Source organism: Paraperlucidibaca wandonensis, from assembly GCF_042677145.1.
Classification (GTDB): Bacteria; Pseudomonadota; Gammaproteobacteria; order Pseudomonadales; family Moraxellaceae; genus Perlucidibaca; species Perlucidibaca wandonensis.
This window is the reverse complement of record NZ_JBHTIT010000001.1, coordinates 2,091,968-2,106,557: the sequence shown is the minus strand read 5'-3', so window position 1 is coordinate 2,106,557 and position 14,590 is coordinate 2,091,968. Positions and strand designations below refer to the sequence as shown.

The following is a 14,590-nucleotide window of genomic DNA, read 5'->3' as shown; positions in this document are numbered from 1 at the left end:
CCTAGTAATTACACCAGTTACCGGGCTGGCTCGGTCGGCCACGTAGGCGCGTCTCGAAATACAAACCGGTTTCGCCCTCGCTACCATCACCAACGCTGGCCACCGTTTGGTTGGCCGAAACGCTATCGCCAGTTTTCACATTAATGCTTTGGTTGTAGCCGTATAGCGACATGAAGCCACCACCATGATCGACGATGACCAGCTTGCCATAGCCACGCAAGAAGTCGGCGTAGAGCACTTTACCGCTTTTCACGACCTTAACCGCTGCGCCACTATTGGCTGCAATGACAATGCCATTCCAACGCAAGCCGCCGCCACGGTCGGCGCCAAACTGCGCACGTATGCCACCACTTGCGGGTAGTGAGCAGTTGCCACGGTAAGGCACCGAATAATCCGGCTCCTGACTCCACACAGTTTTATCTTTCACCACGGGCGCAGGCTTGTTATTTGCAGCAGCTTCCTTGGCACGACGCTCACGCTCTAGGCGATCTGCTTCACGCGCCTGACGCTCTAAACGACGCATCAAGTTTTGCAACGCTGCTTGGTTTTTCTTCAAGCTTTTGAGGTTTTTATCTTGGCTCGCAATATCGCTATTGAGAATCTTAAGCGCCGCTGCTCGCTGTGATTTGGCGCCTTCTAACTGCACCTGTTCGGACTCTAATTTTTTCTCAAGCGCTGCAAGCTTTTTAACTTGCTCTGCCTCTTCTACCTCTACTGCCGCGAGTTCTGCCAAAGTCACATCCAGCTCATCGATACGTTCGCTGCGAGCTTTCTGGATATAGCTGAAATAACGCAGCTGACGCGCCAGCAATGCCGGATGCTCTTGGTTCAATAAGAGTTTGAAATAATCGTCTCGACCGGCACGGTAGGAGGCCTGCATATCGGCTTTTAAGCTAGCTAATTGTTCACGCTTAACCGCTGCTAATTCGGCTTGGCGCTTGCGCAAAACATTAACGCGCGCTTTACGCATATTGCTTTCTTTTTCCGTTTCAGCGACTGATTTTTGCAGTTTATTAATTTCTGCTTCAGCTGAGTTCAAGGCTTTTTGCTGCTTAGTGCGCTCGGCCTGGGTCAACCGTAACTTTTTTGTGGCAGTGCGAATCTCATTTTTCACCGAGTCTAAATCAGACTTGGTCGAGCTTGCCTCGCTGCGCAATTGATTGCCATCGGCTGCCAATGCATTTGAAACGCAAGCGCTGGCGAGCAGTAGAACTAAACCTAAACGTTGACTCAACATCTTCATACGGACACCACGAGCGGTCGACCGGTCATCTCTATGGGCTGCTCTAACCCCATGAGATTCAGCAATGTGGGCGCGACATCAGACAGAACGCCATTCTCAGCTATGCGCATATTTTTCCGCGAGCCGACATAGACAAAAGGCACTAACTCGCAAGTATGCGCGGTATGTGCCTGGCCGGTGGCATTGTCACGCATCTGTTCAACATTGCCGTGATCGGCAGTGATTAGCATCTCACCGCCAACTTGCTCGATGGCTTGACGTAGACGGCCCAAGCAGCGATCTAGCATTTCGCAAGCCTTCACAGCAGCGTCAAAGTTGCCGGTGTGGCCGACCATATCGCCATTGGCGTAGTTGCACATCAGTGCGTCGTAGTCGCCAGAAGTAATGGCCGAAACGAGTTTGTCGGTGACTTCTTCGGCGCTCATTTCAGGCTGTAAATCATAAGTAGCGACATTTGGTGAGGGCACCAAAATACGCGTTTCGCCATCATAGGGCTGTTCGCGACCGCCGCTAAAAAAGAAGGTGACATGAGCATATTTTTCAGTCTCGGCAATGCGCAGCTGAGTTTTTCCTAAGCCAGATAAATATTCGCCTAAAGAGTTATGCAGGGCGCTTGGGGCATATGCCACCGACGCTTTGATGCTGTCGGAGTATTGAGTAAGCATGACAAAGTCGGAGAGTTTGGGATGCACAGCGCGCGTAAAGCCGGAGAAAGACTCATCGACAAAGGCGCGGGTGATTTCACGTGCGCGGTCGGCACGGAAATTCATGAAAACCACGGCATCGCCATCGCTAATGAGAGCTGGTGATTTGCCTTCGGGCACAATGCTAGTCGCCGGCACGAACTCATCGCTAACTTCATCGGCATAGGCGGCTTGCAAGCCTTCAACCGCGCTGATGACTTGGCGCTTAGCCACACCCTCCGTGAGCAGGCGATACGCAGCTTCGACACGATCCCAGCGATTATCTCGATCCATCGCAAAGTAGCGGCCGATAATGCTGGCAATACGACCTTTACCTGTCTTCGCTAAATGCGCTTCCATCGCCGCCAATGAAGGCTCAGCGGAGCGTGGTGGCGTGTCGCGGCCATCTAAAAATGCGTGCACATATACCTGCTCTGCGCCACGCGCTACAGCCATATCGACCATGGCGTGAAGATGCTCTTCATGCGAATGCACACCGCCCGGCGACAGCAGGCCCAGCACATGCACGGCACGACCAGCGTGAACGGCTTTGTCTATCGCAGCAATTAGCGCAGGGTTTTGCTCAAACTCGCCGTCGCGAATGGCCTTAGTGACGCGGGTAAAATCCTGATAGACGACACGACCAGCACCGAGATTCATATGACCAACTTCGGAGTTGCCCATTTGCCCATCGGGCAAGCCTACATCCTCGCCAGAACCAGACACCAAACCGTGCGGATAATCCGCCAGCATGGCTTGCCAGTTCGGCATTTTCGCCGCGTTAATCGCGTTCGAATCGGATGTGTTGCTATGGCCAAAGCCATCCAAAATGATCAATACATGCGGTTTACGTGTCACGGATTTCCCCGAGGTGGTCGGTAACGCCTAAGTGTAACAGCCTCGGACTAGCCGAGGGAGCGTGAGGCTTTAGTCTTTCTTGCCGATATTTTTCTGCGCCGCGATCTGATCTTCTACGGTTTCAATCAGGCCCGAAGCTAGATCGCCAACTTCGCGATTTACGCGGCGGATGGCGTCATACACGGTGCCAATTGTTTCGGCATGGGTCTTTTTAGCCGCAGCTGCATCATCTTCAAGCAAGCCACGCTTGGCTAGGGCATCAAGTGGCATCGAGGCGATGGCTTGGTGAATTTGCTCAACACTGGTGGCACCTTTGTCAACAGCCTCTTGGATCAAGTCCTTAATGGCCTCAACACGGGTTAAAAATGACATTGCTTTGACCTCTCTAGTGAACATCTGTGCGCTAATGCTAAACTAGCCGCAGCATATAAGGGACCATCATGGCACTGCGCGAAGAAAAAAAACTACAAACCCGACAAGCGCTAATGGATGCAGCATTGACGCTCATGCATGAAGGCGCTGGTTTTTCAGGCCTGAGCTTGCGCGAAGTATCACGACAAGCAGGCTTAGTGCCGACCGGTTTTTATCGCCATTTTCCCGACCTCGACGCCTTGGGCGAAGAGCTTGCGGTCGAGGCTTGCCGGCAACTACGCGTGGTCATGCGCCAAGTCCGCAAAAAAGCACAAGGCGGAGCCGCTATTACTGAGTCTGTGACGGCACTGGTCGAGTTTATCCGCCACAACCCATTGTACTTTGAGTTTCTTGCACGCGAACGCGCCGGTGGCCCACCGAAAGTGCGCGAAACCATTCACACGCAAATGCGCCAGTTTGTTGCTGAGCTTGCTGAAGACTTGCAGCAATGGCCAATCTACACAGACTTCCCACGCGATGACCTCGCTATGCTGGCCGATCTTGTGGTCAACACCGTCATCCATTTAGCCCTAGATTTGCTGGCGCTACCTTATGTGGAAGACGATGCCGAGCAAGTATTACGAACCACCAAGCAATTACGCTTGATCATGCTTGGCGCTCATGCGTGGAAGCCAGAAAAAGGCGCTTAAAAGCGCCTTTTTCTTATCTACTTATTTCTTCTTGGCTTGCTCTTGGGCTACCAATGCTTTCACCACTTCAATGGTGCGTGCACTTTCACCTGGCACTAAATACTTACCATTAACGACGATAGCCGGCACACCCGATAGTTGGTATCGCACAGCCAAATTGCGTGACTGAGCAACTTTTGCACTAACCGTAAATGAGTTGTAAAGACCATTGAAATTGGCTTCTTTCACACCAAATCCAGCATAAAACTTGGCTAAGCTTTTTTGCGAAAATAAGCGCTGTTTATCGATCTGAATGGCAGCAAACAGCGGGCCGTGAGTTTTCTCGACTAGGCCTAATGACTCAGCGACATAATAGCCGCGAGCGTTTGCTTCCCACACGGAGTTTAAAGCTGCTGGGCTACGCTCAAACTTAATGCCGGCTGGATTGGTTTTCAGCCATGCAGCAACATGTGGCTCTAAGGTGTAGCAATGTGGGCAGCCATACCAAAAGAACTCACGCACTTCGATAAGACCACTGCTAAGTGCAGGTGTTGGGTTTGCTAGGCGTGTGTAATCTTTGCCCTCAACGGGCGTCAACGCGAGAGCCCAAGTCGGTAGTGCCAACAGTAATACCGCAATAAATTTCTTCATCATTGTCATTATCCTTAAACGGTTAGAGCAGGTTAACGCTTTAGTGAACACTTGGCTGACAGAAAAAAGCCCGCATAGGCGGGCTCATTTCACATCAACACAAGAGCTTAGTGAAGACCCTGAATGTACGACGCCAAAGCCTGAATGTCTTTATCTGACAACTTGGCCGCAATCATTTGCATAGGGCCTAAGTCGCCAGGCTTGGCACCATCATTGTCGCGACGATCGCCAGTGAGGTCATCACGGCCGGCAGCACGGAACATTTTCAGCTGGTTAGCGGTGTACTCAGCATGCTGACCAGAAAGACGCGGGAATGCCGCAAATGTGTTGCCTTTGCCTGCAGGACCGTGACAGCCCGAGCAAGCGGTCAAGCCAATTTCTTTTTTGCCGCCGCGGAAGATTTTCTGGCCGAGCTCAACCAGTTCTTTGTTCGCACCGCCAATCGAGCCTTTCTGTTGCGAGTAATACTCTGCTAGATCAGCCATATCTTGATCAGCTAGGCCGGCAGCCATAGGCGCCATTAACGCGTTCACGCGCGTGCCTGCTTTGAAGTTCTGCAGCTGCTTATAAATGTATTTAGCATTCTGGCCAGCTAACTTAGGGAAGGTGGGCGCAGCACTATTGCCATCGGCGCCGTGGCAGGCCGCGCAAACCGCCGCCTTTCCTTGACCGGCAGTAGCATCGCCCTTGGGCATAACAACGGCAGCATGGCTGAATGAGCTAACGCCCAATAACAGCGAAACAACGGCAACAAACTTTTTCATAAGAGCACTCGTAGCAGCTTATTTAGACATATATTTAATGAGCGCTTTATATTCAGCGTCTGTGCAATCATTACACAGGCCTTTCGGCGGCATCATCTTAAAACCATTTTTAGCGTGAGCAAGCAGTGTCGCTTCGCCTTGCTTCAAGCGCGGCGCCCAAGCAGCCTTATCGCCCATTTTTGGCGCTTGCATAACGCCAGTAGCGTGGCAGGCGGCGCACGATTGCTTGTAACGCTGCTCAGTTGTAGCTGCCTGAGCGAATGCGCTCACGCCAATCAGCAACGCTGCAAACATTAATTGCTTTTTCATGACATGCTCCATCGATTATAGGGAGATTGAGCTTTAACATCACCCATCATGCGACAACACTACGAAACGATCACGCTTTTTTACGTCAAATAGTATATCGCAGTGACCATACGTGGTGTAGCCCTATAAACTACCAGCCTTTAAAAATGAGCAAAGACTATGACGGACGCTGAATACATGTTGATTGCGCTGTCCCGTGCGCAGTTTCAAATCAGCGCACCGACGCTTGCTTTATGCCCACCTGAAATGGGCCATGAAGTCGCTTTTGCTGGCCGTTCAAACGCCGGCAAATCCACTGCAATCAATATCTTAACTCGCCAGAAGCAGTTGGCTCGTGCCTCCAAAACGCCTGGCCGCACGCAGTTGATTAACTTTTTCGCTCTCGATGAAGAGCGTCGTTTAGTAGATTTGCCCGGCTATGGCTATGCCAAAGTGCCGATCGCTATGAAGCTGGCGTGGCAAAAACATTTGGCGCATTATCTGCGTGAACGTCACACCTTGCGTGGTTTAATTTTGCTGATGGACTTGCGCCATCCACTATCGAGCTTCGATCGCAACATGCTCGACTGGGCTAAGCAGCGTAATTTAGCCGTGCATATTTTGCTGACTAAGGCCGATAAGCTTAATCGTGGCCCAGCTATTACGGCACTGATTGCCGTACGTAAATCGCTTAAAGAGCTAAATTACGAAGGTAGCGTGCAGTTATTTTCGGCAACTACGCGCATCGGTCTCGATGAGGCAGCTCTGCAAATTGGCGAATGGTTGCAGATGCCCATGCCTTCGCAAGCAGAAAGCAGCGATGAGGCAGCTTCGGCGAAATAACACGCAGCAGCAAAAAGGCCATCAACACTGGATGTGGATTCCAGCGTTGATGGCCTTTTTATTGGAGGCGTTTTTAGTGCGCCTCATCCCAGTTTTTACCGATACCCACTTCCACATCTAGCGGCACAGCTAGCTCCGCAGCAGCGGCCATTTCAGCCTTCAGTAGCGCAGTAACACGCACAACCTCAAGCTCAGGCACTTCCAAGACCAATTCATCATGCACCTGCATGACCATCACGGCTTTGAGATTTTCACGATCGAGTGCGGACTGCACACGCAACATGGCGCGCTTGATGATGTCGGCGGCAGTGCCTTGCATGGGCGCGTTGATCGCCGCACGTTCAGCGGCTTGGCGTAGCATCGGTTTTGGCGAGCGGATATCACGCAGCATTAAGCGACGACCAAATAGCGTCTCCACATAGCCCTGCTCATGCGCCTGCGCTCGCGTGCGCTCCATATAATCCTGCACGCCGGGGTAGCGCGAGAAATAGCGCGAAATATAGTCGGCGGCCTCACTGCGGGAAATATCCAGCTGCTTAGCTAGACCAAACGCCGACATGCCGTAAATTAACCCGAAATTCACGGCTTTCGCAGCTCGGCGCTGATCGCTAGTGACCTCACTCGGCGTGATACCCAACACTTCGGCGGCTGTGGCACGGTGAACATCGAGGCCATCGCGGAAGGCTTTAAGCAAGCCTTCGTCGTGCGACAAATGCGCCATGATGCGCAGCTCGATTTGCGAATAGTCGGCCGCCATGATCACGCAACCCGCTGGAGCAACAAACGCTTGCCGTATACGACGGCCTTCTTCAGTGCGAATCGGAATATTTTGCAGGTTGGGATCGCTAGACGATAAACGCCCTGTAGCAGCTACGGCCTGATGATATGAGGTGTGCACACGGCCAGTTTTAGCTTGCACCATCTCGGGCAATTTGTCGGTATAGGTCGAGCGTAATTTCGACAAGCTGCGATGCTCAAGCAACAGCTTAGGCAGCGGGTGACTTAGCTGCTCGAGCACATCTTCGGCCGTGGAGTACTGGCCACTCGCGGTTTTTTTGCCGCCGGGAATGCCCAGCTTTTCAAACAAAATTACTCCCAATTGCTTAGGCGAACTCAAATTAAACTCTTCGCCTGCAAGCTCATAGACTTGGGTTTCTAACCAATGCAAGCGCGAGGTCAGCGACAGCGTTTGCACGCGTAACACTTCTGGATCAATCAACGTGCCGTGATACTCCATGCGCTGAAGCACGCGCTGCACAGGTAGTTCTAAATCAGTGAGTAGCGAGAGTAATGCCGGCGTTTTCGCAAGCTCTGCCTCTAATAGATTAGCTAACTGCAAGGTGTAGTCGGCATCTTCGCCGGCATAGGGTGCGGCCTGCTCAATACTGATGCGCTCAAACGTTACTGCCTTAGCACCTTTGCCAGCGATATCGCTAAAGCTGATGCCTTTACGGCCAAGATAATATTCGCCCAAAGCTTCGAGATTGTGCCTAGTCGCGGTGGCATCGAGCACGTAAGAGGCGAGCATGGTGTCGCAGCTCACTCCATGCAAAGCGAGGCCTTCGTTGGCGAAAATATGCATATCATATTTTGCGTGCTGCAAGATTTTGGCGATCTGCTCAGACTCTAGCAGCGGCTTAAAGGCGGCCAATACATCGGCTTTTGGCAGCTGCTTAGGCTCAACGCTGACATCGTGACCAACGGGAACATACCAAGCTTCCCCTGGCTCAATGGCAACCGACAGGCCGACTAATTCAGCTTCGATGTAGTTTAGGCTAGTGGTTTCGGTGTCGATGGCAAAGCGCTTAGCGGCGATGAGTTTGGCAATTAGCTCGCTGAGCTGATCACTAGTGTCGACGATGTGCGTGATTGTTTTAGCATCGCTTTCGGGAGCGGGGAATCGAGTGTCTGTGCCTGTGGGCCCGTAAGCACTCTTGGTCGCTACGACATTTGCAGTGCTTGAAGTTGATTGTGGTGGCGTGGCCCATTCGCTAGCGCCACGCGAGTTCGGCACATGGCCATCGGCGCGTAACTCATTGGCCCAGCTACGAAACTCCAGCTCATCATAGAGCGCTAATAGCAGCGCTTCATCGCTGGGCTTGAGCGCGAAATCTTCCAGACTTTCATCAAGCTCAACATCGCATTTAATAGTCACTAGCTCGCGCGTCATGCCCAGCTGCGGAATGAAGTCGCGCAGCTTCTCGCCAACTTTTCCTTTAATTTCATCGGCATGGGCAACGATATTTTCCAGCGCGTCATAGGCTGTTAGCCATTTCACCGCTGTCTTTGGCCCCACGCTAGGCACGCCAGGAATGCCGTCAGAGCTATCGCCCATCAGCATTAAATAATCGATGATTTGGTCGGGGCGCACGCCAAATTTGCCGAAAACACCGGCCTCATCGAGCACAACGCTGGTCATGGTGTTCACCAACGTGATGTCTTTATTAACCAGCTGCGCCAGATCTTTATCGCCGGTGGAAACTAGCACCGGCCATCCGGCGTTGGCGGCGGTGTGTGCCAAGGTGCCGATGACGTCGTCTGCTTCAACGCCGGGAGTGCACAGCAGTGGCAGACCCAGCGCCCGCACCATGGCGTGCAACGGCGCAATTTGCGTGCGCATATCATCGGGCATGGGTGGGCGGTGAGCTTTGTACTCGGGGTAAATATCATCGCGAAATGTCTTGCCGGGCGCGTCGAAAACCACGACCACATGCGTAGGACCGACCTGTTTAACCAGGCTTTTTAGCATGTTAACAACACCCTTAATCGCGCCTGTGGCTTGGCCTGTGCGCGTAGTCAGTGGCGGCATCGCGTGATAGGCGCGATAGAGATATGACGAGCCATCGACTAGAACTAGAGGTGGGCGTGTACTCATGACGTGGCTCGCTTCGAAATCGTGGCGTTATGTTACACTGTTGCGTCACTTCATTTCAGGCTAATGCGCTATGCCCGCCGCTTTTCGTCCACTTTCTGCACAGGACAGCACGTCGCCCTCGTTAAAGCCTAGCACCTCAAAGCGAGAGTCTACGTTGCGAGAGCCGAAGCGGATCAAGTCTCAGCGACTTAGCCCCACACTTGCGCATGATCATTCGCACTGTGTTGATAGCGCTTTGGCGTCGGCCGAGCGCCTATGCTCGGAAGCTGGCGCGCGCCTAACGCCTTTGCGTAAACGCGTTTTGGAGCTGGTGTGGGCTAGCCATAAGCCGCTAGGTGCTTATGAACTGCTAGATCAGCTCGCGCAAGAAGGTCATAAACCGGCACCTCCAACAATTTATCGCGCACTGGATTTTTTGCTGCAACAGGGCTTAGTGCATCGCATCACTAGCCTCAATGCATTTTTGGGCTGCGCGCACCCAGAGCACGCACATGGCGGCTACTTTTTGATTTGCCAGCAGTGCGGCACCGCCGAGGAATTGGCGGAAGTTAAGGGCATTACCACTGCCATTGATGCCGCAACGAAAGCGGCGGGCTTCACAGTAACGCATGGCGCGTTGGAACTAATGGGCACCTGCCAAGCCTGCATTGATGAGCGCTGATATGGCCTTGAATATTAGTAGTCTGCGGCCATTGGCCGAGCCTTTGCTCAAGCTCAGCAATATCAGCTGGCATATCGATGGCCGCAGCGTGCTTGAGGGTGTTGATCTATCGTTGCAGCGCGGTCAAATCACCACGATTATTGGCCCAAATGGTGCCGGCAAAACTTGCTTGATACGTATCGCACTGGGCTTGATGCCCGCCAGCTCAGGCCAACGTTGGTTAGCGCCTAATTTGCGTATCGGCTATGTGCCGCAGCGCTTCCCGCTAAACCCGTACTTGCCCTTAACTGTGGCCGATTTTTTAGCACTGCCAGGGCCTAGTGGGCAGCCGTCGCGCTTTTCATGGTTGCGATGGCCTGCGCCAAGGCAGCAATATTCGCAATCGGAAATTTTATCTGCATTACGCGAAGTTGGTGCCGAGCATTTACTCTCTCATGCTGCATTAACACTCTCTGGCGGCGAGCAGCAACGCGTGCTTCTAGCTCGCGCTCTGCTGCGCAAACCAGACTTATTAGTGCTCGATGAGCCAGTACAAGGCGTTGATCTTGCCGGTCAAAATGAGCTTTATGCGCTAATTCGCAAGCTTCGTGATCGTCATGGTTGCGGCGTGCTCATGGTCTCGCACGACTTACACGTGGTGATGGCGGCGACCGACCAGGTAGTCTGCCTAAATCGCCATGTCTGCTGCACGGGGCATCCGGAAGCGGTGAGCAAGCATCCCGAGTATCAGCGCTTATTTGGCGCTAGCGGCGGCCGCGATTTAGCCATTTATACGCACCACCACGATCATCATCACAGCCTACAAGGCGATGCCACCGACTGCGACGCCGGATGTAAACATGACTGATATTATTTACCCGCTGCTTGGTGGCGTGCTCACCGCGCTAGTTGCCGGGCCATTAGGCAGCCTGCTGCTATGGCGGCGCATGGCCTATTTTGGCGACAGTCTCGCTCATGCATCGCTCTTTGGTGTGGCCTTGGCGCTAATGTTTGACTTACCCATGGGCACCATGGTCGCCGCCGTGTGCATGGGCGCGGCGCTGCTATTGAGCCGTCTGATGCGCGACAGCGAGCATGGCATTGATACTTGGTTGACTATCATGGCCTATGCCGGCATGAGCTTGGCGCTGCTGATGACCTCCAGCCATGACGAGCATGGAGGGCACGCGCTTGAGGATTACCTATTTGGTAATTTGCTGAGCTTAAGTAGCAGCAATATTATCTGGATGTGCCTTGGTTTAGTTGTCGTGGCGCTGCTGTTATGGCGGCACTGGACAGGCTTGGTCGCCGCCGCCATTCATGAAGAAACCGCGGCAGTCGATGGCTGGCCAGTGCATTGGTTACGCCCATTATTATTGCTACTGCTAGCGGCCGTAGTCGCTGCCGGCGCAAAAGTTATGGGTGTGTTGTTGATCAGTGCCTTGATGGTTATTCCCGCCGCCGCCGCACGCTATTTGGCACGCAGTCCAGCGCAGATGGCACGGCGGGCTAGCATCATCGCGGTGGTGTGTATGAGCGCAGCAGTGTTGGTCGGCCAGCCGCTGCATCTGCCGATTGCAGCGCTCGTGGTGCTATTTGCGCTGAGCTTCTTGCTGATGAGCTGGCTGCTGCACCGCTGGCAGCGGCGCCAGCTTGGCGCTACATCTGCCCGCTAAGGCTTAAAGCGTACGACTCCAGTCTCATTGTCGTGCTCTTCATCGGGCTCTTTCATGGTCACCTCTGTCGGCCGCACATCGGTGTAATCGCAGCGTACGCAGGCGACCCATTCGCGGCCATCTTCGGTGCATAGCTGCAGCTTATCTTCCAAGCCACAGCCGGGGCATTTCGCCCCGGCAATGAAGCGCCTGAGCACACTCATGCCGCCAGACCTGTGTGTCGCAGCAAGGCATCGGCAGACGGTTCGCGCCCCATAAACTGCTGAAATAACTCAGCCGCTGGTTTGCTACCACCCTGCGCCAAAATGGCCTGGCGGAAGCGCGCGCCTGTTTCGGCGTTAAACACGCCTTCGGCCTCAAACGCCGAGAAAGCATCTGCCGACAAAACCTCGGCCCATTTATAGCTGTAATAGCCCGCCGCATAACCGCCAGCGAAAATATGACTGAAGCTACAAGCAAAGCGATTCCACGCAGGCGGCGCCATTAGGCTAGTGGTTTTGCGAACTTCATCAAGCACGTTTAATAGCTCGGCAAAGTCGACGCCTGCTCTACGATGAATGGCTAAGTCAAATAGCGAAAACTCTAATTGGCGCAGTGTCATGATGCCGGACTGAAAGTTTCTCGCCGCTAATAAACGCTCAAGCATAGCTGCAGGCAAGGGCTCACCGGTATCGACATGCGCCGACATCAGCGCAATGCCTTCCGGCGTCCAGCACCAGTTTTCCATGAACTGGCTCGGCAGCTCGACTGCATCCCAAGCCACACCATTGATGCCCGACACGCTGGCAACCTCCACCTCGGTGAGCATGTGATGAATGCCGTGGCCAAACTCATGAAACAGCGTGGTGACTTCGTTATGGGTCAGTAATGCAGGGCGATCGCCAACGGGTGGGCTGAAGTTGCCAGTCAAAAACGCGATGGGCTTTTGCAACTCGCCATTCGGCAAGCGGCGGCGCACACGAGCATCGGCCATCCAGGCGCCGCCACGTTTGTTGGCGCGAGCGTAAAGGTCGAGATAAAACCAGGCTCGCGTCTCGCCCTGCTCTTGGATGGCATAGGCCAGCACATCGGGATGATAGGTTTCTAGCTCGGGCGCGGGCACGACATCGAAGCCGAAGAGCTTTTTCGCCACGGCAAACAGGCCGTTAATTACGCGCGGAGCGGGAAAGTAGGGCTTTAATTCTTCTTGCGATAAGGCGTAGCGCTGCTGCTTCAGGCGCTCGCTGGCGTATGTCATATCCCAAGGCTGAAGCGCCTCGATTGCGCATTCGCGTGCGGCAAACGCTTTTAACTCATCGAAATCACGCTCAGCACCGGGGCGAGCTTTCACCGCCAAGTCGTGTAAAAACGCCTCGACCTGCTCAACGCTATCGGCCATTTTTGGCGCCAAAGAAAGCGCGGCGTAATGCTCATAGCCCAATAGCTGGGCCTGCTCGTGGCGTAGCGCCAAGATCTCAGCAATCAATGGCCCGTTGTCGAACTCGCCGGCATTCGGGCCTTGCTCTGATGCGCGCGTGGCATAGGCGGTGTAGAGCATCTCGCGCAAGTCGCGATCATCGGCGAAGGTCATCACGCTGATGTACACCGGCATGTCCAAGGTGAGGCGATACGCTGCGCCGTCATGGCTTTCAGCTAATGAGGCCATCAGCGCCAAGCCGCTTTCAGGGATGCCGCTGAGGCGCGAGGCGTCATTTAGGTTTAATGACCACGCCTGCGTGGCATCTAGAACATGATCGGCAAAGGTCGATTGCAGCTGTGATAAACGCTCGCTGATCTCGGCGTAACGCTGCTTTTCTGCTACCGGCAAGCCGATACCGCTGAGGCGGAAATCACGCAAATTATTACGTACAGCCTGCTGTTGAGCCGCGTTGAGTTGAGCAAATTCGCTACTGTCATGTAGTGCTTGCCAGGCCTGAAATAAGCTCTCGTTTTGTCCCATTTCAGTGCCGTAAGCCGAAAGCTTGGGCAGACAGCTATTGTAGGCCTCTCGCCACGCCTCGCTGTTGACCACGGCATTGAGCTGCGACACTGGCGACCATGCCGAATTTAGTCGGTCATCAATCGCTTCCAATGGCGCCGCTAAGCTGGCCCAGGTCGGTGATTTTTGCTCTGCTAGCGCCTCGACTTGCGCGCGACTTTCGGCGAGCAGCGTGTCGATTGCCGGCGGCACATCTTCAGGGCGAAGACTGGCAAACTCAGGGATGGCCGGTGGCGTTAGCAACACATTCATAGACACTCTCAGATACAGAAATTAGTAGATCGTGGCTGCTTGCGCGCTCATAAAAGAGGCGCATGCACATATAGCGATAAGCTCTTAAAAGCCGTAACTCAAGCTCACCGTGGTCAACGACAAGCGTTGATTATTGTCGCTAAACTCGCGTTTAACATCATAGCCAATAGCCAAGCCCAACTCATCGCGCAACTGCACACGCAGCTCAGTTAGGGAGCGCGCAATGATGCTCTCCGTGCCGCCTTCAACACCGAGGCGCTGATGAAAGTTCACGGTTTTGCTGATGACATATTTATAGTCCAACGCACCCGTGCCCACCGGCGATGTCTCAGAGTCACCAACACGGCGCTTGCTATAACGCACACCAACGCCCAACTCGCCGACCAGCGTATGCTCATCATTTTTGATGAGCTCACGGCCATAGCCGCCGGTAAAGTTCATTTGGTAGCGGAAGTCACTGGTGCTGTCTTTTTCCCATTGCTCTTTTAAGAACACATAGTCGCTCTTATCAAGCTTGAAGCTCTGCTTGCTGCTAATGAGATAGCGCTCGGTACCAGAATTCGCTTTATCGTCGGAAGAGCTGACCGCCTGTGCTTGGTTTTCAAGTGTGTAATAGCCCCACGTCCTTTTGGCCTCTGCTTTTGCCGTCAAACTTTCTTTGCCGCCGTCGCTACCAGATTGGGAGAAATAGCCTAAGTCTGCACGGCCAGTCCAACCTTTATCGACAACTTCTTCGGCATAAGCCGGTAGTGTTAATGGCAGTAAAGCAACGACACATAGCACACGCAATTTCATTCCA

At 53.5% G+C, this 14,590-nt stretch carries 14 protein-coding genes and 1 pseudogene; 5 read left to right on the top strand and 10 right to left on the bottom strand.

Translation table 11 applies throughout. The annotated features are described in order from the left end of the window. Window position 1: 1 nt before the first annotated feature. The 3 genes from ACFQ0F_RS10005 to ACFQ0F_RS09995 all read right to left on the bottom strand — a co-directional run bounded on the left by ACFQ0F_RS10005 (window position 2) and on the right by ACFQ0F_RS09995 (window position 3,156). The gene (locus ACFQ0F_RS10005; RefSeq protein ID WP_340675838.1) at window positions 2-1,243 is read right to left on the bottom strand and encodes a murein hydrolase activator EnvC family protein; all 1,242 of its coding nucleotides are present in this window, start codon (window positions 1,241-1,243) and stop codon (window positions 2-4) included. Continuing rightward, the gene (gpmI, locus tag ACFQ0F_RS10000; RefSeq protein ID WP_379071692.1) at window positions 1,240-2,784 is read right to left on the bottom strand and encodes a 2,3-bisphosphoglycerate-independent phosphoglycerate mutase; all 1,545 of its coding nucleotides are present in this window, start codon (window positions 2,782-2,784) and stop codon (window positions 1,240-1,242) included. The genes ACFQ0F_RS10005 and gpmI overlap by 4 nt, the downstream gene beginning before the upstream one ends. A 69-nt stretch (window positions 2,785-2,853) precedes the next feature. Beyond that, on the bottom strand, window positions 2,854-3,156 hold the full coding sequence (locus ACFQ0F_RS09995; protein ID WP_340675840.1) for a hypothetical protein: 303 nt from the start codon (window positions 3,154-3,156) through the stop codon (window positions 2,854-2,856). 68 nt (window positions 3,157-3,224) lie between these two features. Between ACFQ0F_RS09995 and ACFQ0F_RS09990 the strand changes: the two genes are divergently transcribed. After that, window positions 3,225-3,845, top strand: coding sequence for a TetR family transcriptional regulator (locus ACFQ0F_RS09990; RefSeq protein WP_379071689.1), 621 nt, complete (start codon window positions 3,225-3,227; stop codon window positions 3,843-3,845). Between the two features lie 21 nt (window positions 3,846-3,866). Here the strand turns inward: ACFQ0F_RS09990 and ACFQ0F_RS09985 are convergent, their stop codons facing one another. The 3 genes from ACFQ0F_RS09985 to ACFQ0F_RS09975 form a co-directional block, all read right to left on the bottom strand. Continuing rightward, window positions 3,867-4,475 carry a thiol:disulfide interchange protein DsbA/DsbL gene (locus ACFQ0F_RS09985; RefSeq protein WP_379072177.1) on the bottom strand — a complete coding sequence of 203 codons (609 nt, stop codon included), beginning with the start codon at window positions 4,473-4,475 and terminating at the stop codon, window positions 3,867-3,869. A gap of 107 nt (window positions 4,476-4,582) precedes the next feature. Then, entirely contained in the window at window positions 4,583-5,239 is a 657-nt protein-coding gene (locus ACFQ0F_RS09980) for a c-type cytochrome (protein WP_340675842.1), read from the bottom strand. Window positions 5,240-5,257: 18 nt separating this feature from the next. Next, a complete protein-coding gene (locus tag ACFQ0F_RS09975; RefSeq protein WP_379071686.1) occupies window positions 5,258-5,548 on the bottom strand; it encodes a c-type cytochrome in 291 nt (96 codons plus the stop codon). A gap of 189 nt (window positions 5,549-5,737) precedes the next feature. Here ACFQ0F_RS09975 and yihA point away from each other — a divergent pair. Beyond that, window positions 5,738-6,370 (top strand): annotated as a pseudogene (gene yihA, locus ACFQ0F_RS09970) (ribosome biogenesis GTP-binding protein YihA/YsxC); the annotation flags it as partial. Window positions 6,371-6,443: 73 nt separating this feature from the next. Here yihA and polA read toward each other — a convergent pair. Further along, window positions 6,444-9,245: a DNA polymerase I gene (polA, locus tag ACFQ0F_RS09965; RefSeq protein WP_379071683.1), complete on the bottom strand. Its 2,802-nt coding sequence runs from the start codon at window positions 9,243-9,245 to the stop codon at window positions 6,444-6,446. Window positions 9,246-9,417: 172 nt separating this feature from the next. Between polA and ACFQ0F_RS09960 the strand changes: the two genes are divergently transcribed. From ACFQ0F_RS09960 to ACFQ0F_RS09950, 3 genes are read left to right on the top strand one after another with little or no spacing between them, the layout of a single operon-like run. Continuing rightward, complete coding sequence (locus tag ACFQ0F_RS09960; RefSeq protein WP_340676141.1) at window positions 9,418-9,906, top strand: Fur family transcriptional regulator; 489 nt, start codon at window positions 9,418-9,420, stop codon at window positions 9,904-9,906. A gap of 1 nt (window position 9,907) precedes the next feature. Then, window positions 9,908-10,753: a metal ABC transporter ATP-binding protein gene (locus tag ACFQ0F_RS09955; protein WP_340675845.1), complete on the top strand. Its 846-nt coding sequence runs from the start codon at window positions 9,908-9,910 to the stop codon at window positions 10,751-10,753. After that, window positions 10,746-11,561, top strand: a complete 816-nt coding sequence (locus ACFQ0F_RS09950; protein WP_379071680.1) for a metal ABC transporter permease — start codon at window positions 10,746-10,748, stop codon at window positions 11,559-11,561. The genes ACFQ0F_RS09955 and ACFQ0F_RS09950 overlap by 8 nt, the downstream gene beginning before the upstream one ends. Here the strand turns inward: ACFQ0F_RS09950 and ACFQ0F_RS09945 are convergent. The 3 genes from ACFQ0F_RS09945 to ACFQ0F_RS09935 form a co-directional block, all read right to left on the bottom strand. After that, a complete protein-coding gene (locus ACFQ0F_RS09945; protein WP_340675847.1) occupies window positions 11,558-11,764 on the bottom strand; it encodes a YheV family putative zinc ribbon protein in 207 nt (68 codons plus the stop codon). The genes ACFQ0F_RS09950 and ACFQ0F_RS09945 overlap by 4 nt on opposite strands. After that, window positions 11,761-13,791 carry a M3 family metallopeptidase gene (locus ACFQ0F_RS09940; RefSeq protein WP_379071677.1) on the bottom strand — a complete coding sequence of 677 codons (2,031 nt, stop codon included), beginning with the start codon at window positions 13,789-13,791 and terminating at the stop codon, window positions 11,761-11,763. Before ACFQ0F_RS09940 ends, ACFQ0F_RS09945 begins: the two co-directional genes overlap by 4 nt. Window positions 13,792-13,875: 84 nt before the next feature. Then, on the bottom strand, window positions 13,876-14,586 hold the full coding sequence (locus ACFQ0F_RS09935; protein ID WP_340675849.1) for a DUF481 domain-containing protein: 711 nt from the start codon (window positions 14,584-14,586) through the stop codon (window positions 13,876-13,878). Window positions 14,587-14,590: the final 4 nt, after the last annotated feature.